A 24,763-nucleotide genomic window follows, 5' to 3' on the forward strand; every position below is an offset into this window, starting at 1 on the left:
CCTTTTTTCGCCTGTTCCGTTTTTGTTTGCTCGATCATGGCGCCATCACGTAAACAAGTTGATCAGCTTGCTGACCACATGCGCCCCGCCGGTCCGCAGTTCGGCCGCCGCCGTGCCGGCCAGCTTGACCGCCTTTTGGGTGATCTCGACCGCGCCAGTGTCATTCTTGAAGTCGTAGTAATCCAGCTTGGCCATCGCCCATTGCAGGTTAATGCCATACGCCTGCGCCCGGGCGCCCCAGGCATCGGCCGCGTACAGGGTCAGCGTGGCCCGTGCCTGCGTTGCCTGGGCATAGCTGGGCTGCCAGAACGAAGTAGGGCCGGTGTTGTTGAGTGTCCAGGACGGCGTCGTCACGGTCACGCCGCTATCGGCGAAGATCTCTACCGGGCCGGTGATCGTTTTGGTCAAGGTGCCTGTCAGGGTGCTGGTGGTGTCGCCCGTGACCGTATGGGTGACGACGCCCTCGATGGTGTCGGTCGTATCGCCGGTGATGGTGCGCGTCACCGTGCCGGTCGTGGTCTGGGTCAGGTCGCCGGTAATGGTTTCATCCACGGTCCCCGTGGTCGTGTCCACCACCGGCCCCGTGATGGTGCGCGTGACATCGCCCGTGGTCGTCTGGGTCAGGTTGCCGGTGATCGTCTCATCGACATTACCCGTTATGGTCTCGATTACATTGCCGGTCACATTGCGGGTTTCGTCGCCGGTAATGGTTTCGTTGACCGCGCCCGTCACGGTGCGATCCGCCCCCGCCATGAACGTCTCGGTTTCCTGCCCGTGGGTCGTGCTGGTGCGCGCGCTCATGACCGTCAGGGTGTCATTGCCCAGGATGACGGTATTGCGGTCGCCATCCACCGTATGCAGTTCGTTGGCCTCGACTTCGGTGGTCAGGTCGCGCTCGGCATGCAGCCAGATGCGCTCCCCGCCCGCCACATCCTCGAACATCAGGGCATTGGCGGTATTGCGGTCGCCATCCTTGGAGCGGCTCAGGAACCCGCTTTGCGTGGCGTTTCCGGGCAAGTCCCAGGGCGGCATATTGCTGGCGTTATAGACGCGGCCAACGACAATGGGCCGGTCGGGATGCCCGCCGATGAAGTCGACGATGACCTCGTCATCGACGCGCGGCAACTGGATGCCGCCGAAGCCGCCGCCGGCCCAGGGGCTGGATACCCTGACCCAGCATGAGCTGTTCTCGTTGGTCTGCCCGTAGCGGTCCCAGCGGAACTGCACCTTGACGCAGCCGTAGCGATCCGTCCAGATCTGTTCGCCGGACTTGCCCACTACCTTGGCGGTCTGCGGGCCGTGGGTGCGCGGCAAAGGTGTTTTGCGCTCGGGCCGGAACGGCACGCTGGCGGGAATCGCGGCAAAATCCACGTCAAACCGGCTTTCCCCGCCCTCGGCGCTGGAATAATCGCTTTCCTGTACGTGGTAGACCACTTTCTGGATCAGGTATTCCCGATTCTCGACCTGGCGCGGATGGTTGAACAAGGTCAGCAAACGGCCGGGGGCCAATGCGCGGGCATTGCTGTGCCCCGTCGCCTGCGACTGCTGGGCCTGCAGGGCTTCAAGCCGGACCTGGGAATAGCGCTCGCCCTGGTCGGGTTCGGTGTAGCCGCCCATCCACTCGTATACCTCCAGGTCGCCGTTCGAATAAGCGCCCGGGTTGCTGCGCAGCGCATCCAGGCTGGCCGCCGGCTTCTTGAAGTCGTAGTCGACGGTGGCGAACTTTCCAGGCGTCACCTGCTCTGCCGGCTCCCAGCGCGAGACATGCTCCTTGTCCGGCTGCACAACGCGGTCCGGCCCGATATAAGGCAGGGAATCCAGACCGGGAAACGGATCATGCTGGGCGATGTCGTCGGTCAGCACCAGCACATGCTTGCCGTCTTCGTGCCTGAACCAATAATAGATGCCTTCGTGCTCCATCAGGCGGCTGATGAAGGCAAAGTCGGTTTCCTGGTACTGGACGCAGTATTCCCAGGTGCGATAACTGCCGGTCAGCTTGAACTCGGCGGGAAATTCGTAATCGGACAGCACCTCGCGGATCACATCGGGCACCGATTTTTCCTGGAAGATCTTGCTGTCGCTGGTCTGGGTCAAATACCACAGCCAGGGGCGCACCACGGCACGGTAAACGTAGTAGCGCGAGGTCGCGCTGGCGCGGCCGATCAGCTTGCAGCGTATGACCTGCCCATTCAGGTAGCGGGCGCCCGCCAAGCCCAGGTCTATGCTCAGGGTCAGGGGCTCGCCCAGCAGTTGCTTCAGATCCAGCGAGTGGGATTCGGACAGCATGTCGACGTCGAACTCGAACAGGGTAGACAGTTCTTCCTCGCCATGGAGCGAACGGAAAATCAAGGTCCCTTCGGGAAGCGGCGTAGTAAGGGTAACGATACGGTTCACGCTTTTATCTCCTGCCTGCGCGGGGCGCGTCAGCCCATGTGAATCTGATCGGCATCGACCTTGACCAGATCGGTGCCGGTAAGCAGTGTGTGCTGCGCATGCAGCCTGGCGGTATGCTCGGCCTGATAGTCAATGCGGCCGGCGCGGAGCTGTTCGGTGTCCTGGGTGAGCCGGAATACGTTGTGCGCCAGTTGCGAGATGCGGTCCATCACCACTTCGCAGGCCGTCCCGATCAGGCGCACCGCGCCCACGGTCAGCCGGGCGCCGGTCCCCATGTAGTCAAGCTCGCCCACGGTGCATTCGGCCTTGTCGGTGCGCAGGCGAAGCGCCGCCGTGTCCAGCGCCAGGCCGTCCTGGCCCTGCAGCGCGATCGTTTGCGCAGCCTGCAGGGAAAGATGGCCCTGCGGGCAGGCGATGACCATATCGCCCCGGGTTTCCAGGCGCGCCGTCCCGGGCGCCGCCTGGCGAATGATGGCAATCAAATACGTCTGTTCCGGCACAGGGCCGCTGATCAGCACCGTATCGCCGATACCGGGCGCCAGCAGGCAACTGGCCGCCCTTTCCACCCGCCATTCCGCGGCGTCGCATTGCACCGCGCAGTATCCATCCTCTTCAATCCGAGTCACCGTGCCCAGCAGTTGCACGGGATCGTAATGCAGGACGGCACCTGGTTTGACGGCGGTTCTCATTGCCTGGCTCTCCTTGTGGTGTAGGGGTCAACGTTGATCACACAGCAGTATGTAAAGGCAAAAACTCAGTTTGATGACATGGATACTTATTTACCCTTTTTACGTTTTGACAAAGCTGGCCACGCGGGGGCTGCACCGCGCCCCTGTCACCTGTCCGAATCAAAATGGTGCGCGATGGCGGCGGACTCGGCGGCCCGCACGGTCAGTGTCTGCTGATGCGGCGGCAAGTCGCCATTGATCACCCTGACGCGATATTCACCCGGCTTGAGCGACAAAGACCGCAGCGGAGGAGACACCCCCCTGGACGCGCCATTGATGAACACTTCGCCCCAGGGCTTGATGGATAACTGAACGCGTATGCCGGCGGCGCTCTCGGCGGCGGGCGATTCGTCAGGCTTTTGTTCAGGCCTTTGTTCAGCCCCTGGCTCGGAACGCGCCGCCGGCGCGGCATCGGCCTGGGCTGGCTCGCCAACGGCCGGTTCCCGGTCCGCCGCGGCCAGGGTCTGGCGGGCCGCGGTGTGCGCCGCCAGGTCGAGCGCAGGCGCGGCGGCTGCGGCAGGTTCGATGTCCTGCTCTTCCGCCACGCCTTCGCTTGACCCGGGAAGCGTGGCGGTGACGGACGCAACGCGGTATTCCGGCGCGGCCTCCAAAGGGGCCGCCGGCTCGCTCACCGGCTCAGGTTCAGGCGCAGGCTCAAGACCGGACGCCGCATCGCCCCCCGGCGCCGGCTCATAGGCCGGGGGCACGGCCGCGACCGACGTGCTGTCGGCGGGGTCGCGCAGCATCCACCCCAGCAGCGCAATCAATGCGGCCGCCACCACGCCTATCATCCAGACCGGCGCCTTCGCTTGCCGGGATGCCGCGGCGGCTTCCACGGGCGCCGGCGCGGCGGGCGCGGCAGAAGGCACGGCAACAAACCCGGCGGCAGAGGCCGCGGCAGGCCCTGCCGCCGGGCCTGCAGGCTCCGCCGGCGCCAGAGGCAAGCCCAGCTTTTCGGCGAAGGCCTGGACCGAATCGAAACGCAATTGCGGCAGCAAAGATGTGCCCCGGTCAATCACGGACAGCCATTCGCACGCATAGCCGGGCAAGGCCATGTCGCGCAAGGGCTCGGACGTCTCCGACACCATGCGCTGCACGGCGTCGGGCAAAGGCTGCTTCAGGATCAGTGTGCGGATCAGGGCGCACATCCCGTAGATATCCGTCCAGGGCCCCAGCGGCCAGGCGGGATCGTCCACATATTGCTCGAACGCTGCAAACCCGGGCTGGACCGCGTCATGCAAGCTTGCTGTCGCGGCCCGGGCCGCGAAAGGCGAGGCCTGCCGCGCGTCGATCTGCACGGTTCCGTGCGCGTCGACGAACACATGATCGGGCGAGATGCGTCCGTACAGCAGGTTCTGCTCATGCAGCGGCAGCAAAGCGCGGCACAACTGGGCCAGGCATGCCTGAAGATCGGCCTGGGCCGGTGTGCGTCCCGGGTCCAGCCACCCGCTAAGACCCACCGGGACCCAATCCGGATGAACGCGGTCTGGCTCGTTGTAGTTCATAAAGCGCCCCATTGTGAGCCGGCCCGAAGCACGCGGCACACCCCGCGGACGGGGCGTGAAACCGCTGTGGCCCTAGCGATAGCCGGCATAAGAGATAAACAGTTTGTTGAACAAGGTCGCATTGAGCGCCCCGCCGTGCACATGGCTCTTGTAGGCGGCGCCCTCTATGGTGTTGGTCCACCAATAGCTGGTGAGCGAGCCGGGATTGAAGAACGAAGGCAGGTCGCGCCAGCCCAGCGCATCCTGCGCCGCAACGGGCAAGGGCGCGCCATGCCCCACATTGAGCACGCTCAGAATATCGGCGCCGGGATCATCGGCCACCAGCGGCCGGGGCGCGCTCATCGCATGGATGGCGGCGCCGGCCATGCGCAAGGACTCATCAAACTGGTCCGCATTGCACCCATGGCGCAAAGCGGCCAGCAAGCTGACGCCAAGCTGCCGATAGAATTCCGTCGCGCCGCTCAGTACGTCCGGCTTGAAGTCCCGCTCGGGCACATTCAGCATAACGGCCAGCGGGTAACAGCGGCCGACCCGGTCCCGGCTGGGACCGATGCACCCCAGTTGCACGACGCCCGACCCAAAGCCCGCCGGAATGGCGAAGTTCCATAAGGGCGCGCCCAGATAGGCTGCCTCGATATTGGCTGTATCGCGCTGATGCAGTCCGGCCACCCCCGTTTGCAGCCATTTGTCCCACCATAGCACCAGCTCGCGGCTCAGGCGCCGGTGCACAAAGTCGCCATTGGCGGGCATTTTGCCGTACCAGCCTACGCCCCCCCACCCTGTGTGGATACCCCGATTATCCATGGTGTCCTATCCTTTGCCCGGGCAGGTGAAGCCCCGCATTTCGGGTAGCCTGAATGGGCTTTTGACCGTGTTGGCGCTCAGTTCCAGCACCACTTGCCGCCCGCCGATCGAGAAAGTGGCGATGGTGATTTCCGGGGAATGCCCTGGCTTCAGGCTCGCCTTGTCGAGCAGCCGATTCAATGCCCACGGCCCCGACGCCGACAAGCCCGACACGCCGGACTGCGGCAGCAGTTCAATGCTGACCTGGTTGCTGCCCCGGGTTCCCGGCCACTGCACCGTCGTACCCACCTGGGGCCCATGGGCATAGCTGACGGTTTGCCCATCCACGCTCATGATGAACTGGGTGATGTCGGCATCCATCTGCAGGAGCCGGATCGACACCCGATAAGACGGTTCCGTGCCGGTTGCGGTGAAGTACACGCTGCGTATAGTGCTGGCGCGCTGAAAAGAATCCAAATAGCCCGCCATGTCGCCCTGCTCTCCGTCCATGCCGGGCTTGAAGCGCCAGCGCGCGCCCGACATGTCGACATGGTTCACCAGCTTCTTCTGGAAGAAATCGTCCATCATGGCGCCTGGCGCGAACAGGCGCGCGAAATCGTTGGGCGCCACGTCGCGCGTTGAGGTGGACGAGAAAGGATAGCGGCCGGCAATGGCCTGGCGGCAGAACACGCCCAGGTTGGCCGAAATGCTGCGTCCCAGTTGCTGGCGCTCGACGTCGGACACTTCGTCCGAGGCCTGCAGCGACAGCGTGGTCAGCATGCCGCTCACGGGCTTGGGCAGCCGGCCGGCTTCAGCCTGAAGCTGCGTCACCACGCTGGAGGTGGGCAGCGGGCTGGCACTGCGCAAGGCGGCGTCCGAAGCCGTCAGGTACACGTACAAGTCATTGATCAAGTCCGTCGTCGCGGCAATGGGCGCCTGGCCGCCCTGCGGCGCAGAAGCCAGGGTGCGGTAGGCGCCGAAATGCCGGTCGACCAGCGCCTCGATGCGCTCGCCCGGATTCGCCTGGCGCGCCGGATCGCCCGGCACGACCGAGCCGAACATCCGCTCCAGCGAACTCTGCGTCGAGCTCACTCTTTCCCGGGCGCGGTCCACCAAAGAGCGCTCATCGCTTTCGCTATCGCGCAAGAGCGTCGTTTCCCGGGCGACCGATTGAATCAGGCGGACCAGGGGGGAATCGGCGCTGGACAGCGTGCGCGCCATTTCTATGCTTTGCAGCAGCGTCTCGGCCGGCTTCAAGGTCAGGTCGGCCAGGTACGCCTCCCAGCGCCTGACGTAATCCGCCAGATACAGGCGCCGGATATCGGCGATCAGCTGTTCATCGGGCACGGCGTCTTCCCCGCGGGCCGATGCCAGATCCAGCACCCACAGATCGTCGCGCTTGAGCCGGGACGCGACCTCGGCAAGCTGCTTGTCGACCTTGTCCCAGTAGCCTTTGTAGCTGAAGAGGCCGGGAATGCCCTCGTTCAGGGGCTTGCCGCTGACCCGCGTAAACACCGACATGGCCGCCGGCCCGCCCAGGTCCAGGAATGTGGTGTCGCTCATGGCGTCGCTCAGCAACAGCCGCTTCAAGCGGCTGTAAGCCCGCTCGGACAAAGCATGCTGGTCCAGGCTGGCGCGGGTGCGGCCGATCAAGGCTTCGTCCTTGGCATACGGCGAGCTCAGCACCCGGCTGTCGACCAGGCTGCGCAAGTGCGCCGACAACTGTTCGTACTGTTTCCGGGTGTGCCCCGCCGCCAGCAGTTCCCGCATGTCGGACAAAAGCCAGGTATGCATGAAGTCCGGCTCGTAGCGCTTGGCGTCATAAAGCATCAGGTAGGCACGCAAGGCTTCGTAGGAATACTCCAGGTCATCCTCCGGCGCCGACTCAAGCGCCGCCGTTACGCGCTGCGCCACCTGCGGGCCAAGCACCTGGTCTTGCGCAAGCCGATAAGCGCCATCGGCCGCCGCCTGTACCTTGTTGCCCTGATACAGCCCAAAGCGATAGCTGAGCGGCGGCGCATCCGTTGCAAAGCCTTCGCCGGCCGGCAGGGCATGCAGCGCATCCAGATAGGGCAGCAAGCCCAGGACATCGCCGGAGGCATCCAGCTTGATTTCCCGCGCCAGCGACTCGACTTCGGGAATGCGCGCCTGGACGTTCTTCAGATACTGGCTATTGTTGCGATAGCTGTTGATCCAGCCGATCAGCAGAACCGCCAGGCAGGCGCTGGCCAGCGCATAGCCCCCCCACTGCAGGCGCCGATAGCGCTGTTCCCATTTCATATTGCGGCCCGCCAGGCCGGACTCGGGAAAAATCACTTTTTGCAGCAAGTTCTGCAGGAAGTAGCTGCGTCCGCGGCCGCCGGCCGCGCCGCCTTCCACGCGGCTGCTCGAAGGCAGGCCTTCGATCTTCAGATAGCGCTTGAGCTGGCCCGTGACATGATCGAAGGTCCGCCCGCCCTGCGTGCCGCTGGTGAAATACACGCCGCGCGGCATCAGGCGCGATTCGAACTTGGACGTGGCGAACACATCGCTCAGAAAGTGACCAAGGATAGACTGCAGGCCCGCGAACTGCTGGGGCAGCAAATACGCCAGGGCGCGCCTGCCCTCATCGGGTTCCGCGCTCAGCACATCCGGCAAGCCCGCATACAGGCGCTGCTTCAACAATTCGTATTCGGCATTGAAGGACGCTTGCAGGTTGAAGCCGTCCGCCTGCAGCGAGGCATAGGGGAAAGTGAAGCCCCACACCTGCTTGAGGGCTTCGCGGCTGCACGAGGCAAAATACTCGTTGAAGCCGGACATCAAGTCGGACTTGGTGACCAGGACATACACGGGAAACTGAATACCCAGTTGCTCGCGCAGCTCCTGCAGGCGGCGGCGCAACACGGCGGCATGCTGGACCCGTTCGGTATCGGACGCCGACAACAGGTCTTCGATACTGACCGTCAGCATCACCCCGTTGACCGGTTGACGCCCGCGATAGCGGATCAGCAGGTTCAGAAATCCCTTCCACTCTTCTTCGTCGCCGGTCGAATCGCTTTCCTGCGTGGTGTAGCGGCCGGCGGTATCCAGCAGGACGGCGTCATCGGTAAACCACCAGTCGCAATTCCGGGTACCCCCGACACCGCGCAGCGCTACTTTTCCGAAGCGTTCCGCCAGGGGAAAGTTCAGGCCGGAATTGACCAGCGCCGTGGTCTTGCCCGAACCCGGCGCACCGATGAACACATACCAGGGCAACTGGTACAGATGCTGCCGTGAAAAACGCGCCAGGGAAAAACGGCTGGCCTTGCCATCGAAACGCATTTTGCGCAACAGATTGATGGCTTCGTCAAAGCGGTCCGACAGCGCCTTGATCTCCGCGTTCTGCTCCGGCTCTTCGGGCGCGGCTTTTCTGGGCGGGCGCCGCAACTGCCCCAGCAGTTGCGCATTGAGCCGCCCTTCACGCCATTTGCGCCACAACACGCGCAGCAGCCACACGGCAAACAGCGCAACAATCGCATAGGTGCGGACCGCTGCCGATTCAAGCGGACGCACGGCGCCAAACGCCAGCAGCGGACCGGCCACCCAGATCAGCAAGGCCAGGGCAAGCAAGCCAAAAAAATTCCACAGCCCGCGGCTTAGCAGAAAACTGAACACACTGCCCATCATGGCCGTACTCCTGCTTGCGATGCATCGCCGGCGCCGCCCGCCACCGGCGACACCAGCAGCGTGATTTCAACGCGGCGGTTCCTGGCCCGGTTGGCCGGGCTATCGTTGGGCGCGACGGGGTCGGCATCGCCGCGGCCTTCGGCGCGAACCCGCCCGGGCTGCATCAGGCGGTCCTGCAGCAGCGTTTTGACGGCATCGGCGCGCGCCTGGGAAAGCTCCCAGTTCGACGGGAAACGCAGCGTCCGTATCGGCACGTTATCGCTGTAGCCGCTGACCAGGATGCTGCCCTGCGTCTGGTTCAAGGCGTCCGCGACCCGCGACAGCACCGGGATATATTCAGAGCGCACGGAATCCGAGCCCGAGGTGAACAGCCCGTCGCCGTGCAGGATGATCACACTGCGGTCCGCCTCGTTGCGCACCGCCAGCAGGTTCTCCCTGATCTCGGGCGCCAGGAAACCGGTCAGGGCCTGGCCGAAGGGGACAGGCGCCGGCTTCGGCGCTTTAGGCGCGGGCGCCGGCAGTACAGGCGGCTTCAATGCAGACATGGCGGCATACACGCCATCCGATCGGCTGCCCAGGCTCCAGCTCAGGCCGAAATAGGCAAACAGCCCGATGACGGACAGAATGGCCGCGAAAACCCACAAGGGCACCGGCAGGCGCCTGACCTGCGCCAGCAAAGGGGCATCGTGCCAATGCGGCGACAGCGGCGCGGCGTACTCGCCCCGCACATCGCGCAAGATCAGCAGCAGCCGCTGGCGCACGGTATCGAGCTGGCTGCGGCCATTGTCGGCCACGCGGTAGCGCCCTTCGAAGCCCAGCAACAAGCAGTAGTACAGCAGTTCCAGCAGATCAATATGCTGCCGGGGATTTTGCGACAGCTTGGCCAGCAACTGGAAGAACTTTTCCCCGCCCCAGGTTTCATTGTGGAAGGTGACGAGCAGACTATGGGCCGACCATACCCCGCCGCCGCCCCAGGGCGTCAGGGCCGCCGCTTCATCCAGCGCCGTGCACAGGCAGTAGCGCGCGCCCAGTATGGTTTCGTTCGGTATGCCCGCCTGCTGCGCCCGCATCTCGAACCGGCGCACCTCATCCAGCAGGTGCTCGCGCAGCAACTGAGGCGAGGGGTGCGTCGCGGTGGCGCGAATCTGCGGGATCAGCATCAGCAAAGCATTGGCCGCGGCAACCAAGGGGTTGCCCGCCCCCGCGTTCACGCGTTCATCGGGCCACAAGCGTTCGTCATGCCGCGGTGGAAAGGCGGCGTCCGCGGGCATGCCCATATGGCCCAGGCCGGTAGCATCGTTCAGTGAAGACATGGTGGCGCTTCCTTGCATTATTCGCGAATGGCCCAGAATTCAAGCTGCAGGCCCGGGAAATCGCCCGCCAGGTGCAAGGCCAGCCCGCCTGTGCGTTCGAACTGCTTCCACATCTCACCGTTCTTTTCCAGCTCGAAATAGATATAGCCGGCGTGATAAGGCAGCGGCTTGGGCACATTGGCCAGGGGCCGCAAGGCAATGCCCGGCAGTTGCAAGTGCACCAGATCGCGTATGCGCTCGATAGGTCCCAGCTTGGCCTGCGCCGGAAACCGCGCGCGCGTGAGCTCCGACGGCATTTGCGCATGCACCGCCAGCACCAGGCCGGCGCTGCGCACCATATCCAGGTCGCTCAGGCGCGCCACCCGCACACCCTGCCCTTTGTCTTCCAGCGGTATCTGAATGGCTTTATCTTCCAGGATGACTGACAGCGAACGGCGCAACTGCGCCATCAAGGGCTCAAAGCTCAAGGCCAGTTCATCGTGCCGGTATTCGGGAAACGAGGCCAGGCGCCGCCCTTCGGCGGAGAACGTGGACAAGTCGCTGGCCAGCATCAGCAGATCGCGGAACAGGCGCTCCGGGTGCAGAGTTTCCAGTTGCTGCGCGTGCCACAGGGCGCCGCGATAGCGATTGATGGTTTCAAGCAGCAGGAACTCCGACACTTCGGACACGCCGCCCCGTCCTGGCTCAGCCAGCCGCTGCACCAGCAATTCGCTGCGCGCCTCCAGCAAGCCATACAGCTCATGAATATAAGAACGCAAGACGGGATTGAAGCCGCTGGCCAGCGTGGGCGGAATATAGCTTGGGTCCAGCAGCAGGCGATTGTCGCTGCGCCGCTCCCGCACTATGGCGACACCCAGGGCAAGCCACTCGCCGCCGGCCTCTTCTTCCGGCATCAAGCACAAGCGCAACCGCCCCAATTGCAGCATCGCCGGACCGAGCGCCACGGCGCTGGAATCAGCCACCTCTTCTTCCATGACGCTGTAGCGCGCCAGCTTGTCGGCGTCCTCCTCGAACGAGACGTCCTGCCCGCCGCGCCGTTGCCGGGGAATGGCCAGGACAATCTTCTTGTCGTGCGCGCCCGCCGGCAGCTCAAACGCCTGGGGCGCATCGGCCGGCGAACTGACGTCAAAAGGCGTGCCGTCCGGAAAAACACCGGTCGCCTGCTTCAGCGCCAGTTTGCCCAGCGCCAGCGCATCCGCGTCCAGCTGCAGGGTCCTGAATCCCCAGAACACCCCGGCAGCGCATTGCGTATGGACACTGCCGCGATACTCCAGATGCCGCTCCAACTGCTGAAAATGATGAGGACGCAAAAACATGCCCTCGGACCAGACCACTCTCTTTCGTTCCATACTCGATCTTTGATTGTTGACAGGATTGGGATCCGTTCACGGCTCAGTCATTGGGCGCCAGCGTCATCCCATGCTTGCCGACCTCGACCCCGATGCGTTGCTCACCCGGCGAGAATTGCCAGAACTTGTAGATATTGGTGCGCCGGGATTCGGGCAGGTCGACGAGCAGGCGCCATTGGCTTGCATCCAGCTCGCGGTAGCCCGCCACGATGCCCAGGGCCTTCGCGTTGACATCGCCGGGCCGGGTGATTGTCTCGGTCTGCCCCGGCCTGAGCATCACGCGATGCGTAGCCAGCAGTTCCTCGCCCAGCGCGGCGGCGGCATCGCCCTGCAGGCCGAAATACCCAGTCGCCTGGAACTTGCTGACCGACTTCAATTCATACACGGTCAGTTGTATGGGGGCCGCCTTGCCGTGGGCGCCCGGATTCACATCGGGCATGGCATGCAGCTCGACCACATAGGGCACGGCCAGGCGGCTTGCCGTGGCCGCGCACCCCGCCAACGTCGCGCAAAAACAGACTGCCCAAAAAATCCGCCTACGAGGCCATATGGTCATGCACTGGTTTCCTGTCTTGCTGGTTCTTCGTTACATCACAGATAAGAACGCTATCAAACACAAGACAGAAGACATTTTGGTTAAACCTACAGAGTCTTACGTCATTTACATCAAGATAATAAAAAGGTTGAGCCCCGCCGCCCCGCTGCCGCCCAAGTCAAAAAAGAGACACATTGAGTCATTAGGATGTCGGGAACGCGGTGACAACACCCCTACAACAACGACAACCGAGCAACTTTCATGACACATAACTTCGCAACGCCCTGGGCCGTCATGGCCGCCTGCATGGCATTGAGCGCCTGCGCGCTGGACTCCACCCACTCGGACAGGGCCGCCACGCCGGCGCAGGAACAGGCGCTGGCCGAGCTTGAACAGGACTACAACGCGGGCCGCTATGCGGACGTGGCCCAAACGGTGGGCTTGTCCGCCGACTTGCAATCGGCGCCGCCTGCGGTGCATATTCCCGCCGTGAAGCTGCAGGCGTTCAGCTATTGCCTGGAACACAAAACCGCCCAATGCAAACGCAGCTTCGACAGGCTGCTGCAGCGCTATCCAGGCTTCGACCTGGAGCCGTCCGAGCGCGATCACCCCATGTGGGGGCCCGTGTTTTCCGAGGCCAGGGCGGATGCCAACAGAGCGTCCGGCAACACGCTGACGGATGCCCGCGGCGCAAGCGCGCCATCCCGATAAGCATGCCCCAACGCCATAGAGGCCGCCCATGAAACTCGTTGCCACCCATACACCGACATCGCGCAGCGCCGCATTCGACTTCACAGAGCCGGGCGGCACGATAGGCCGATGCCCGGGCAATCACCTGCTGCTCAGCGAAGACGCAGAAGTCGGCCGGATCCAGGCGGTGGTCCGCATCAAGGATGGGCGCTGCAGCCTGATGAGCGTATCCAGCCGCGCCGATATACAGTTGAACGGGCAGGCCTTGCCCTTGCTGCAAGAAGCCCCCATCACCCGGGGCGACACCCTGACCATCGGCGACTACACGCTGCAGGCCGCCGCGCATGAGCCCGCGCCGGCCGTCGTTGCAGCGGCCGCTACTGCGGCGGCGGCGCTCCTGCCGCCGGAGCCGGAAGCCCCCGTCCAGGACACCTCGGATATTTTCAAAGCGCTGCTGGACGGCCCCGGGGTGCTGCCGGTCGGCGTACCGGCCGGAACCGGCCATCTGCATCCCTTCGAACTGGACTCACAGGCGCCGCGCAACCATCCCGATCCCCTGCAGCAGTTGCAGGTGGATGTGCAGCGGCCGGCCCTTTACGAGACCAACCGGGAGCATGTCGATACCGAACCCGACGCCGGCGACAGCCATATCTTCAGCAACCCCACGCCCAGCACGCTGGACCTGGCGGATCCGCTGGCGCCGCAGCGCCGCAACCCGATAGACGAGGCCCTGACCCAGGGCCTCGCCGGCGACGGGCATCACAAGAACCGGTAGACAAACTCGCCGTCCACGGCGCCCAGTGTGATGGAGGCCAGGGCCCGGCCGGCGACGGCGGCACTAAGCAGCTCGCGGCTGATCCGGGGCAGCACCGTGTTGGTCAGGATGGCATCGATCATGCGCCCGCCTGATTCGACTTCGGTGCAGCGATCCACAATCAGCGCAATCGCCTCGGGCTCGACCCTCATCGGCAACCGATGGTGGTCGAGCAGACGCATGCGTATGCGGTCCAGCTGCATGGCGACGATCTGCGCGAGCATGGCGTCGGGCAAGGGATAGTATGGCACCACGATCAGGCGTCCGAGCAGGGCCGCCGGAAACAGCTTCAGCAGAGGCTGGCGCAGCGCCTGCGCCAAGTCGCCGGGCGCCGGCGGCTGGTCCGGATCGCGGCATAAAGACGCGACCCGGTCGGCGCCGGCGTTGGACGTCAGGATGATGATGGTATTCCTGAAGTCAATGTAGCGGCCCTCGCCGTCTTCCATCCAGCCTTTGTCAAACACCTGGAAGAAGATCTCGTGCACATCGGGGTGCGCCTTCTCGACCTCGTCGAGCAGGACCACGCTGTAGGGACGCCGCCGCACGGCTTCCGTCAGCACGCCGCCCTCGCCATAGCCCACATAGCCGGGAGGCGCCCCCTTCAAGGTGGACACGGTATGCGGCTCCTGGAACTCGCTCATATTGATCGAGATCACATTCTGTTCGCCGCCGTATAGCGTTTCGGCCAGGGCCAGGGCGGTTTCCGTTTTTCCGACGCCGCTGGGCCCGCACAGCAGAAAAACGCCCACCGGCTTATTGGGATCGGTCAGCTTGGCGCGAGAGGTCTCGATGCGCTGGGCGATGGCCTCCAGCCCGTGGCGCTGGCCCACCACCCGCTGTTCCATGGTGTCGGCCAGTTTCAGCACCGACACCACCTCGTCATGCATCATGCGCCCGACGGGAATGCCGGTCCACTCGGCCACGATCGCGGCCACCGCGGCGGCATCCACCGAGGGGAAGATCAGCGGCGTCTCGCCCTGCTGCTGGGCCAGTTGTTCATGCAGCCCGGCCAGTTCTTCGCGCAGCCGCGCCTGCTCATCGGCTTCCTGTGCGTCTTCGCGCAAGGCGCCGCGCAAGGCCTGCAGTTGCGTCATCAGCGCCTGCTCGGCCTGCCACCGGCTGTCCAGCGCATCCCGCTTTTGCAGGCTGGCCGCCAGATGGGCCTGGACCTGTTCATGACGGGACGCATGCGCTATGCCCAGTTGCTGTTCACGCTGCAGCATGGCCAGTTCGGCCTCCAGCGACTCGATCTCGCGCCGGCAATCTTCCAGATCGCCCGGCACGGCATGCTGGCTGACCGCAACCCGGGCGCACGCCGTATCCAGCAAGGCAACCGCTTTGTCCGGCAACTGCCTGGCCGGAATATAACGATGGGACAGGCGCACCGCGGCATCGATGGCCTCGTCCAGCAGCAAGACCTTGTGGTGTTCGCCCAGCGTATGCGCCAGGCCGCGCAGCATGACCATGGCCTGCGCCTCTGACGGCTCTGATATCTGGATAGCCTGAAAGCGGCGCGTCAGCGCGGGATCTTTCTCGATGTACTTCTTGTATTCGGCCCAGGTCGTGGCGCCGATGGTGCGCAGCTCGCCGCGGGCCAGCACCGGCTTGAGCAGATTGGCTGCATCGCCCGTGCCGGCCGCGCCGCCCGCGCCCACCAGCGTATGGATCTCGTCAATGAACAGGACGATGGGCTTCTCGCTTGCCTGGATGGCATCGATGATGCCGCGCAGGCGCGCCTCGAACTCGCCCTTCATGCCCGCACCGGCCTGCAACAGGCCCAGGTCCAGCATGTACAAGGATACGCCGCGCAGCGCAGGCGGCACGTCGCCCTGCGCCAGGCGCAGCGCCAGGCCTTCGATCACAGCCGTCTTGCCCACGCCCGCCTCGCCCGTCAGCAAGGGGTTGTTCTGGCGGCGGCGCATCAGAATATCGATGATCTGGCGGATTTCTTCGCTGCGCCCCGAGACCGGGTCGATCTGCCCCGCCCGGGCGCGCGCCGTCAGATCGACAGCATACTGCGCCAGGGCCACGGCCCGCTGCGAGGCCGGGCCGGCGCCGGACGGCGGCGCCGCGGGCCGGGCCGCATCCTGTTCGGCCGAGCCCTGCACAATGGCGTCGAACTTCAGCAGCAAGAGGTCGGGCACGATCTTCTTGAACTCGGGCGAGATGCCAAACAGCACGTGGCGCAGGCTGGCGTCCTTCAGCAAGCCCGCCACCAGGTGGCCGCTGCGTATGCGCGGGGCGCCGTACTTGAGCGAGGCATAAATCCAGGCGCGTTCGACGGCTTCGTCGATATGGCCGGACAGGTCCGACACCGACCCCGCGCCTTGCGGCAATGGGTCCAGCACGGCCAGCATGCCGCGTTCGACCTTGGCCGCATCCAGCTCGAAGTACGCCATAATGGCATGCAAATCGGTGTTCTGCGCATGCAACAGCTGATGCAGCCAATGCACCAGTTCGACATGGGTGTGATGGCGCAGCTTGCAGAATGCCGTGGCGCCATCCAGCGTCCGGTACATCACATCGTCCAGCTTTCCGAAAAGTTCTACACGGCTAATGTCCGTCATGGTTCCCACTTCAACAAAGAAAAGTTTTTTGGCTTGCGCAGGGCGCGGCATGTTGCGCTGTCATGCCGCCCCCATGCGCCGTTCAAGATTCAGCATGACATCGCGCGCATCGCCCTGCGCGGGGTGGCGATCGCCCAGCCAGCTGGCCAGGCCCAGGGGCGCGGGCCGCCCCAACGCCAGCCCTTGCACATCGCGCTGATCCAGCACCAGTTGCACATCCCATTCGTATTCCAGGCCGCAGTACTGGCGCACCCAGTCCAGCAACTGCCGAGCTTTTTTCCCGCCGGGCAGGAACTGCCGGTACGAGTCAATGCGCAAGGGCCCCAGCTCAAGACGGAACTTGTGCTGGCCATCGCGCACCGCCGCCCCCAGCAAGGTGGTTCGTCCCAGCGCCGCGTCAGGGTCGCCCAGGGCCCATTGCTGGCCCGGGTCCAGATGAATCCACTGCGGAATGAACTCATGAATCCGCGCAGGCACATCGAAGTAGCTGCGCACGATCTGCAACAAGCCCTCGGGGTTGCGCGTCTGGCGCAGCAAATGCCCCGCCATATAGTATTTGGCGTGATCCGGCAGGCTGTCCCGCCCTTGCTGGCCCCCCGTCCCCATATGCAGCAGACTGGCCAGGTGGCGGCTGAAGGCCTGCTCGGCGCGATCCAGGCTGACCGTGCTTTGGGCATCGGCCCAGGCGCGGTAGAACAGCAAGATCAACCGGTGGTGAAAAACATCGGCAAAGGCCGACAGCGTTTCATCGCCATGGTGATGAATCCGCCCGCGCGCATACTCCGTCAGGTGCAAGGGCAACGGCCCATTGGGCCCAAACAGCCCGAAACTGAGTATGGACAGTTCCGCCGCGCCCCCCGGGCCATCGCAGGCAGCCGCCGACAGCGTCGAAGGCGCGAACGCCATGCTGGGCGTCTGGCGCATGCGCACCGGCTCGCCCCTGGGCGCACCGGCCTTGCCCAGCGGTTTGCTGGCGCCGGCCCGGGCATCCACCCACCGCAGCACATGGAACAAGTCGTGCGAATACGGGTCGGCCATCAGCGCGTCCCAGAATGCCGGGGGCAGCCCGGGGGGCCCCGGCGCCGCGCCTTCGCCGCCCGACGCGTGCTCTACCTCTTGGTATACAGTGCGCATGGCGGCGGCCCTTACACGGCGGGACGGCCGCCCAGGCGCACCGGCCAGCTTGCGGCATGCCCGCGCTGGAGCGTCGACAAGGACATTTCCGTCATCATGTTGATGGACACATGGCGCGCAAAAAACTGTTCCAACACCGCGGCGAACATGAAGGGGCTGATACCCGCGAAAGCCGTTTCATCCACGCTGACGTCTATCTTCACCCCGCGCCCCATCAGCATGGGGCCGGGCACAGGAAGCCGGCGATGCATGGGCTGGATGCGTATGTGCCGCAGGCCGGAAATCTGCCGGCTGGCCGCCGCATCGGCCGCATTGCAGTACAGGCTGAGCAACTCGCGCATGGCCAGCGCGCCTTGCTGGTCATCGATGTCGACCAGGCTCAGGTAATTGAGCCCCATATGGCTGATCAGCCGCCAGGTCGCCGCGCTGTCGGTCAGCGCCGGCCGGGGCCGCGACGGCCCTTTCAGAATGCGCACCGAGGCCACCGGCGCCGAAACGCGCAGCGTGAAATCCGTCTGGCCGCCGCGCGGCAGCAGCAAGGGCAAGTCGCGGTTGGTGCACAATGTTTCCACGCTCAGATGGCGCAACTGCGCATTATGCGGCGCCTCGTTGCGGTCCACCAGCGACAGGAAAACCTCGCTGCCGGTATACGCAGTGCGCGTGCCATTGCGCTGTCCGGTATCCGACAGCACGCGCGCCTCGCGCCGGACCGAGAAGTAAGCGCCATAGTCCCCGCCGTCCTTTTCCAGCGAACCATAAAAAGGGCGGAATTCCTGCTGCTGATCCGACGACACGTGGCCAATGACTTTGTCCACGCTGAACACTTCGTAGTCCAGCGGCCGCGAACGCTCGACCAGTACATGATATTCATGGTTCCGGGCCGTGACCGCGATGCGGTCGGCCCGCCTGGGCACCAAATTGATGGCGGGCGTGCAATGCAGGGCCAGGTGCTCGGCCGTAATCAGGTTTTCAAGCTCCGGCACGCTGCTGTCGAGCAGCAGGGTCAGCTCGAACGCCTTGCAGGCTTGGCTGTCCCCTATCCGCTTCAAGGCAGGCTGCAGGCCATTGATGCTGAAGAACCGGCAGCGATCGGGGAACGCGAAGTACTCCTGCAGCAAGCGGTAGCCCTGGAACAGCCGCCGATCGGCGGGCAGCAGCGCCTGTTCGGTATCGAAGCCTTCGTGCCGGACGGCGGTCCTGGGCAAACGCTCGATGCGGCTTACTGGCCGGCCCGTATCGTGGCACAACACCGTCATCGTGTGCCCGGCCACCAGTTCCAGCAAGCGGCTCATCTGGACGTCCTGCCCGTTCAGGTAGAACATCAACTGGTCCAGGTCCAGCTCATGCAGCAAGGCGCCGCCGCATAATTCAAAGCGCAGGCGCAGCGCGGCGCGCACGGACGAGCCGCGGCCCGCCAGGCCCAGCCGGCTCAAGGGCAGGTCCGCCGGCGGCCCGGTCAGTTGTGCGCTAGCCACGCGCATGGGCCACAGCGTCAGGTCATGCGCCGTGGAAAACTCGCAGCGGGTCTGCTCGCCCGGCGTCAGTCCGGCGCGCAGCATGGTCCCGCGCGGCAAACGGAAGCCCGTGGCCAAGGTGCCTTCGTTCATGCTGGGGGCAAACTGCACTACCGTCATCGATGGCACCGGGGCCAGATAATTCGGGTACGCCACATCCATCAGGCGCTGCGTAAAGCGCGGAAACTCCGCATCCATCTTCATCTGGATGCGCGCCGTCAGGAAGCTGAAACCTTCCAGCAGGCGCTCCACATACGGGTCGGCCACATCCGTGCCATTCATGGCCAGGCGTCCCGCAACCTTGGGATAGCGTTCGGCAAACTCGGCGCCCAGCTCGCGCAGGTACTCGAGCTCGCGGTTGTAGTATTCAAGCAAGCGCGGCTGCATCAGTGCGTACCCATATCGCTCAGGTCGATATGACCGCTTTCCAGGTCGATCACCGTGCGAAACAGGAACTCCTGCGGGTACGGCACGCACCAAAGCAGGCCTTTGATCTTGAAACTCAGCATATTGTGATGCTCAAGCACATCGGCATCCGTCATGCACTGGACCATGATGGTTTCAGCCAGAATGCGCGGTTCGAAATGGACAATGGCCTCGGTGATGGCGCGTTCCAGGTCCACCCAGTCCACTTCCGACATGCGCTTGCCCGCCAGCGCGCGCACGCCGAAATTAAGGGCCGACGTCCTGACGTGGGCGCAATGCCCCAGATCGTGGGATGACTCGATGCTGACGGTATTGAGCAGCCAGCTCAGGTCGCGCAGGACGGCCAGGCGCAACTGCGCATGCGTCAACATCTCGTGCCGGGATTCGCCGCGCCGGCCCGGCATATCGTCGGTCAGGCGGTCCAGCAAGGCGGGCTGCAGACGATCGCGCGCAATGCGGGGATCGTCGCCCGGGCCACGCAGCTTGTCGCGGCTGCGCTGCGCTCTGTGCGATCTGACGGTCATATATGTTTTGTCCAGGCAAGAAAAAGCCGGACAGCACATCTTGCTTCCCTGGCTGTCCGGCCGTCTTTACACAGCTGCTTAGGCTTCTTTGTTCTGCTTGATGTCCCAGGCCACCAGACTTTCAGCGCCCTTGCCGCCTGCGTCGGTCTGCTCCCAGTACTGCTGCTTCACTTTTGCCGCCTGGAATGCGTAGTTGACCAGCACCGCTTCCGATTCCTTATCGGCGGCGATCTGCACCGATGTCACCAGCACATCTTCCAGCGTAACCTTGGAATATTCGATCTGCGAGCCGCCGGCCTTGCACAGCGAAAGCTCGATCTTGCTCAAGTGCTTGCCGTTGGCGCAATGCTTCATGACGGCCGGCGCGGCCTTGTCAATGCGCGCCACCACGTGCAGGTCATTGAAGTTGGCCTTGCCGATACCGCCGCCACCGCCGCTGGTGATGGCGCCGGGCTGCGTCGCACCCCAGGAAAACGATTGGATATCGGTCCAATCCTTGTGGTTCGCATCCTTCGATTCGCCATTGGCGCCATCGATCTTCATGAACATATCTACAGCCATAAAACACCCCTGGTAAGAGAACAGTGAGAAAAATGAGCCCAATCCGCCACGACGTGGCCGATTCAACTTCCTGGTAATGGCCGGCTACCGGCTAGCCCTCGTTCTGTTTCAACGACGGCAGCTTGGAAACCAGCCGTAAAGAGACCGTCAGCCCTTCAAGCTGATAATGAGGCCGCAAAAAGAACTTGGCGGCGTAGTAGCCGGGGTTGTCCTCCAGCTCCTGCACTTGCACTTCAGCCGCCGCCAGCGGCTTGCGCGCCTTGGTTTCCTGCGAAGAATTGACCGGGTCGCCGTCCACGTAGTTCATGATCCAGTCATTCAGCCAACGCTCCATGTCGTCGCGTTCGCGGAACGAGCCGATCTTGTCGCGCACAATGCACTTCAGGTAATGCGCAAACCGGCAGCAGGCGAACAGGTAGGGCAGCCGTGCCGACAAACGGGCATTGGCCGAGGCGTCGGCATCGTAGTATTCGGCCGGCTTCTGCAGCGACTGGGCCCCGATGAAAGCGGCGAAATCCGAATTCTTGCGGTGCACCAGCGGCATGAAGCCGCTCTTGGCCAGCTCGGCCTCGCGCCGGTCGCTGATGGCGATCTCGGTGGGGCACTTCATGTCCACACCGCCATCGTCCGTTGGAAAGGTGTGGCACAGCATGTTCTCGACCGCGCCGCCGGACTCCACGCCGCGTATCGACGTGCACCAGCCGTATTCCTTGAATGAGCGGTTGATGTTGGCCGCCATCGCATAAGCCGAATTCGACCAGGTATAGCGGTCATGGCTGGCGCCCTCGGTCTCCTCTTCGAAATCGAACTCGTCCACCGGGTTGGTGCGCACGCCATAAGGCAGCCGCGCCAGGAAGCGCGGCATCGCCAGGCCCACATAGCGCGAATCTTCCGATTCGCGCAGGCTGCGCCAGGCGGCATACTCGGTATTGGTGAATATATTAGTCAAGTCGCGGGGGTTGGCCAGTTCCTGCCAGGAATCCATTTGCATGACATCGGGCGATGCGCCCGAGATGAAGGGGCAGTGCGCCGCGGCCGAGATCTTGGCGATTTCGCCAAGCAGCTCGATATCCTGCGGGCTGTGGTCAAAGTAATAGTCACCCACCAGGCAGCCCAGCGGCTCGCCGCCGAACTGGCCGTACTCTTCTTCGTACACCCGCTTGAAGATGGGGCTCTGGTCCCAACCGACGCCCTTGTGGCGCTTGAGCGTACGCCCCAGCTCCTTCTTCGTGATGCACATCGCCCGGATCTTCAGCATCTCGTCGGTTTCGCTGTTGTTGACCAGGTAATGCAGGCCGCGCCACGCGCCCTCCAGTTGCTGGAACTGCTCATGATGCAGGACCAGGTTGATCTGCTCGGACAACTTCCTGTCGATCTCGGCAATAATCGCCTGGATGGACTGATAGGCATCCGACGACATCGTGGCCGAATGCACCAGGGCCTGCTGCGCCAAGGTCTTGACCGCATGCTCTACCGCGACTCTGGCCTGGTCGGTCTTGGGCTTGAATTCCTTTTGCAGCAAGGCCGACAGGCCATCGGCCTGTTCCGCATATTGATCGTCTGCCGGTTCCTGCAGCGCGGTGCTCTGGGTGTGTGCGTTCATAAAACGTTCCGTATCAAGCCTGGTTAAGGGTGGTACCGCTGTCTTCGCCATCGGCGTCATGCGTGCCGGGCTGCGGCTTGGGCGCAGACGCCAGGGTGCTCATCAAGGCCGGGTTTTCCAGCACCTTGCCGATCAGTTCTTCCGCACCGGTCTTTCCATCCATGTAAGTCAGCAAATTGGCCAGCTCCGTGCGGGCATCCAGCAGGCTCTTCAGCGCCTCGACCTTGTTGGCCACCGTGGCGGGAGAAAAATCATTGATGCTGTTGAATTCGATATCCACAGCCAGTTGGCCATCACCCGTCAGCGTGTTCGGCACGTGGAAGGCCACCCGCGGCTTGATGGCTTTCATGCGATCATCGAAATTGTCGATGTCCACATCCATGAACTTGCGGTCCGCGACCTCGGGCTGCGGCTGTGTCGACTTGCCCGCCAGATCCGCCATCACTCCCATCACGAACGGCAGGTTGATCGTGCGCTCGGCGCCGTAGATCTCGACGTCATACTCGATCTGTACGCGTGGCGCCCGGTTACGCGCTACAAATTTCTGTCCACTCTTGCTGGTCGCCATGCATCACTCCTTGTGCAGGGTTGAAAATTGATCTTGAATCCAGGCCGCGGACGCCATCATTGCGCCCCGCCCTTGGGAACCCAGGCTTCAAACTGATCCAGGCCCTGCGGGGCCAGGTTCTTCAGCATTTCGTAGAAATCCAGGGGAATAGTCTGCTGCGCGCGGCGTATCAGGAATGGCGCGGGGTGGCTGGGCTCGTAGCGCTCGAAATAGCTGCATACCTGCTCGAGCGCCATCAGGGCATCGCCGCGGGACTGAATGGCGACGTCCCGCCATGCGACACTGGCCGGGCCCGGCCCGGCAGTCCCGGCGCCAGTAGGCTCGGGCAAGCCCGCTTCGCCCGGAACCGGCCCATCGCCCAGCGCCTGGGCCGGTTCATCGGCGCCATCCGCATCCACATCCATCGCATGGGCTATCATGCCCAGCGTGCGCCGGATACCCGAAAAGTCAGGCGCCCATTCGGAGCCTATCCGCGACGCCACCGCGTCCTCGATAGCCTGCAAGCCCTGCAAAGACTGCGAAACGGCCAGTAGTTCGGGCGCGCGCAGCAGATGCGCATGACGCAAGGCGTCGACCAGGCGCGGACGCCCGCCCGGATAGGTTTCAGACTGCGCCCTGCTGCCGTCAAGCAGCGCTTCCGCCTCGCGCACCGACACCTGCCCGTGCATGCCCTTCAACAAGGTCGCGGAGCGCACACTGCGCACAGCGCCTTGCACATCGCCCAGCGCCACCAACGCATTGATGCGGGGCATGGGATCGTACTCATCGTCTACATGCAACAAAGGATATACATCGTCCCACTGTGCCGCCAGCGTCGACGCCAGCAGCTCGACCCCTTCGGCAAAGCCCGGCAAACCCTTCAGTTCGGTCCAGGCCTGCGTCAGCAGGACCACGATCCGGACATCGCAGGTGCGCTCGCAAAGCTGCAGCGCCTCGCGTTCGATCAAGGCCCAATCGGGCGCCTGTTCCGGAATGATGGTCGTGCCGAACTGCTGCTCCGGCTTACCCGCCACCGCTTGCTGCAAAGCCAGGAATTCCGGACTGTATTCCAGGTTTTCACCGCAGGAAGACGGCGCATCGAACGCCTTGAACAGGTCAGCATATACAGCCATGAATCTCAATCCGCGTGGCAATCGTCAAGAAGGCCGTTATGGATCCGGCCTTCGTTAAAAGTGAGGAGATTCTAGGCAAGCCGCGCGTATCGAATATGACACGTTCTTTTTATTACAGTCTTTAATATATTGTGTTCAAGTCGCTACAGACGGCAACAAGTGCACGTGGCGAGGATAGGCGCACTGACAGGGCAAGGACCGTCGGCAGTGCGATCAGGCCTTTTCAGGCACAGCGCTTGCTCTGGTCTCATCGCACCGCCTGAAGGCAGCCCGCTCAGGGTTACCCAGGCGGCGTTAACGGAGCACCATCATGGAACAGAATCAGAAACCCGCCAGCCCACCGGAACAGAATCCGGGCCAGAAAGGCACAAACCAAGGCAGCCCCAATCAGCCCGGGCAACAACAACCCGGCACGGCACAACCCGGTCAAAACCAGCCGGGCCAGCAAAAACCCGGGCAGCCCGTCCACCCTCAACGCTGATAAGGAGCGCACGGATGAACAAAGATCAAGTCAAAGGCGCCACTAAAGAAGCCAAAGGCTCTGTAAAAGAAGCTGCTGGCAAAATCACCGACAGCAAGCAAACCGAGCTGGAAGGTAAAGTGGAGAAGAACGTAGGCACGGCCCAGCGCAAGGCAGGCGATGCCAAAGAAGCTGTGAAGGACGCCGCCAAGCGCGCCTAAAACGGCCTAGGCAATGAGTCTTGGCCCCTCTTTGCGAGGGGCCTTTTCTTTTGTGGCGCTGGGGATGGGACTGATTCCGCCCTCTTGCGAACTGACGCGATGGGGGCGGCCTACTTGCCGCCTGTAGCGGCGCGCTTGCGATTGACCCCCACGATCAGGAACGGCAAGCCGGTAGCCAGAAACGCAGCGCCCAGGCTAAGAAAGGTCACATTTCCCATGACCATGCCGATAAGCAAAAAAGTGACGCCGCAACAAAGTAGCGGGATGGCGACGGTAGAGTATGCATTCATGGTGAGTCTCGTATGGGGTGTTCAGCG

The 24,763-nt window shown here is 63.6% G+C and carries 20 protein-coding genes; 3 read left to right on the top strand and 17 right to left on the bottom strand.

From position 1 onward, the window contains the following. Nucleotides 1-45: 45 nt before the first annotated feature. The 8 genes from RE432_RS17550 to tssJ all read right to left on the bottom strand — a co-directional run bounded on the left by RE432_RS17550 (nt 46) and on the right by tssJ (nt 12,273). On the bottom strand, nt 46-2,394 hold the full coding sequence (locus tag RE432_RS17550; RefSeq protein WP_310934848.1) for a type VI secretion system tip protein TssI/VgrG: 2,349 nt from the start codon (nt 2,392-2,394) through the stop codon (nt 46-48). 29 nt (nt 2,395-2,423) lie between these two features. Beyond that, complete coding sequence (locus RE432_RS17555) at nt 2,424-3,083, bottom strand: DUF3540 domain-containing protein (RefSeq protein ID WP_310934849.1); 660 nt, start codon at nt 3,081-3,083, stop codon at nt 2,424-2,426. Nucleotides 3,084-3,229: 146 nt separating this feature from the next. Then, the gene (locus tag RE432_RS17560) at nt 3,230-4,627 is read right to left on the bottom strand and encodes a hypothetical protein (protein ID WP_310934850.1); all 1,398 of its coding nucleotides are present in this window, start codon (nt 4,625-4,627) and stop codon (nt 3,230-3,232) included. Nucleotides 4,628-4,699: 72 nt separating this feature from the next. Beyond that, on the bottom strand, nt 4,700-5,431 hold the full coding sequence (tagF, locus tag RE432_RS17565; protein ID WP_310934851.1) for a type VI secretion system-associated protein TagF: 732 nt from the start codon (nt 5,429-5,431) through the stop codon (nt 4,700-4,702). Between the two features lie 6 nt (nt 5,432-5,437). Further along, nucleotides 5,438-9,055 carry a type VI secretion system membrane subunit TssM gene (gene tssM, locus RE432_RS17570; RefSeq protein WP_310934852.1) on the bottom strand — a complete coding sequence of 1,206 codons (3,618 nt, stop codon included), beginning with the start codon at nt 9,053-9,055 and terminating at the stop codon, nt 5,438-5,440. Continuing rightward, nucleotides 9,052-10,368, bottom strand: coding sequence for a DotU family type VI secretion system protein (locus RE432_RS17575; protein ID WP_409079886.1), 1,317 nt, complete (start codon nt 10,366-10,368; stop codon nt 9,052-9,054). Before RE432_RS17575 ends, tssM begins: the two co-directional genes overlap by 4 nt. Before the next feature lie 17 nt (nt 10,369-10,385). Beyond that, nucleotides 10,386-11,717: a type VI secretion system baseplate subunit TssK gene (tssK, locus tag RE432_RS17580; protein WP_310934853.1), complete on the bottom strand. Its 1,332-nt coding sequence runs from the start codon at nt 11,715-11,717 to the stop codon at nt 10,386-10,388. Between the two features lie 43 nt (nt 11,718-11,760). Continuing rightward, nucleotides 11,761-12,273: a type VI secretion system lipoprotein TssJ gene (tssJ, locus tag RE432_RS17585; RefSeq protein WP_310934854.1), complete on the bottom strand. Its 513-nt coding sequence runs from the start codon at nt 12,271-12,273 to the stop codon at nt 11,761-11,763. Nucleotides 12,274-12,513: 240 nt separating this feature from the next. On the opposite strand from tssJ, the gene RE432_RS17590 reads away from it, so the two are divergent. Together RE432_RS17590 and RE432_RS17595 are read left to right on the top strand one after the other, a co-directional pair. Further along, on the top strand, nt 12,514-12,963 hold the full coding sequence (locus RE432_RS17590) for a TssQ family T6SS-associated lipoprotein (protein ID WP_310934855.1): 450 nt from the start codon (nt 12,514-12,516) through the stop codon (nt 12,961-12,963). Nucleotides 12,964-12,991: 28 nt separating this feature from the next. Next, nucleotides 12,992-13,717 (top strand): FHA domain-containing protein, encoded by a 726-nt coding sequence (locus RE432_RS17595; protein ID WP_310934856.1) that lies wholly within the window; start codon nt 12,992-12,994, stop codon nt 13,715-13,717. Here the strand turns inward: RE432_RS17595 and tssH are convergent. From tssH to tssA, 8 genes are all read right to left on the bottom strand, one after another. Next, entirely contained in the window at nt 13,702-16,323 is a 2,622-nt protein-coding gene (gene tssH, locus RE432_RS17600) for a type VI secretion system ATPase TssH (protein WP_310934858.1), read from the bottom strand. The genes RE432_RS17595 and tssH overlap by 16 nt on opposite strands. Before the next feature lie 60 nt (nt 16,324-16,383). Continuing rightward, complete coding sequence (gene tssG / locus RE432_RS17605; RefSeq protein ID WP_310934859.1) at nt 16,384-17,457, bottom strand: type VI secretion system baseplate subunit TssG; 1,074 nt, start codon at nt 17,455-17,457, stop codon at nt 16,384-16,386. An 11-nt stretch (nt 17,458-17,468) separates the two neighbouring features. Then, nucleotides 17,469-19,358: a type VI secretion system baseplate subunit TssF gene (tssF, locus tag RE432_RS17610; protein ID WP_310934860.1), complete on the bottom strand. Its 1,890-nt coding sequence runs from the start codon at nt 19,356-19,358 to the stop codon at nt 17,469-17,471. Then, nucleotides 19,358-19,921 (bottom strand): type VI secretion system baseplate subunit TssE, encoded by a 564-nt coding sequence (gene tssE / locus RE432_RS17615; RefSeq protein ID WP_310934862.1) that lies wholly within the window; start codon nt 19,919-19,921, stop codon nt 19,358-19,360. Before tssE ends, tssF begins: the two co-directional genes overlap by 1 nt. A 78-nt stretch (nt 19,922-19,999) precedes the next feature. Further along, complete coding sequence (locus RE432_RS17620) at nt 20,000-20,482, bottom strand: type VI secretion system tube protein Hcp (RefSeq protein ID WP_310934863.1); 483 nt, start codon at nt 20,480-20,482, stop codon at nt 20,000-20,002. A 91-nt stretch (nt 20,483-20,573) separates the two neighbouring features. After that, nucleotides 20,574-22,085, bottom strand: a complete 1,512-nt coding sequence (gene tssC / locus RE432_RS17625; RefSeq protein WP_310934864.1) for a type VI secretion system contractile sheath large subunit — start codon at nt 22,083-22,085, stop codon at nt 20,574-20,576. A 13-nt stretch (nt 22,086-22,098) separates the two neighbouring features. Further along, nucleotides 22,099-22,653: a type VI secretion system contractile sheath small subunit gene (tssB, locus tag RE432_RS17630; RefSeq protein ID WP_310934866.1), complete on the bottom strand. Its 555-nt coding sequence runs from the start codon at nt 22,651-22,653 to the stop codon at nt 22,099-22,101. A gap of 56 nt (nt 22,654-22,709) precedes the next feature. Further along, nucleotides 22,710-23,765, bottom strand: a complete 1,056-nt coding sequence (gene tssA, locus RE432_RS17635; protein ID WP_310934867.1) for a type VI secretion system protein TssA — start codon at nt 23,763-23,765, stop codon at nt 22,710-22,712. A 495-nt stretch (nt 23,766-24,260) separates the two neighbouring features. Between tssA and RE432_RS17640 the strand changes: the two genes are divergently transcribed. Further along, nucleotides 24,261-24,446: a CsbD family protein gene (locus RE432_RS17640; protein ID WP_310934868.1), complete on the top strand. Its 186-nt coding sequence runs from the start codon at nt 24,261-24,263 to the stop codon at nt 24,444-24,446. Nucleotides 24,447-24,556: 110 nt separating this feature from the next. Here RE432_RS17640 and RE432_RS17645 read toward each other — a convergent pair whose 3' ends face one another. Further along, the gene (locus RE432_RS17645) at nt 24,557-24,736 is read right to left on the bottom strand and encodes a hypothetical protein (RefSeq protein ID WP_310934869.1); all 180 of its coding nucleotides are present in this window, start codon (nt 24,734-24,736) and stop codon (nt 24,557-24,559) included. Between the last annotated feature and the right edge of the window lie 27 nt (nt 24,737-24,763).

This window comes from Pusillimonas sp. SM2304, from assembly GCF_031628915.1.
Lineage (GTDB): Bacteria > Pseudomonadota > Gammaproteobacteria > Burkholderiales > Burkholderiaceae_B > Pusillimonas_C.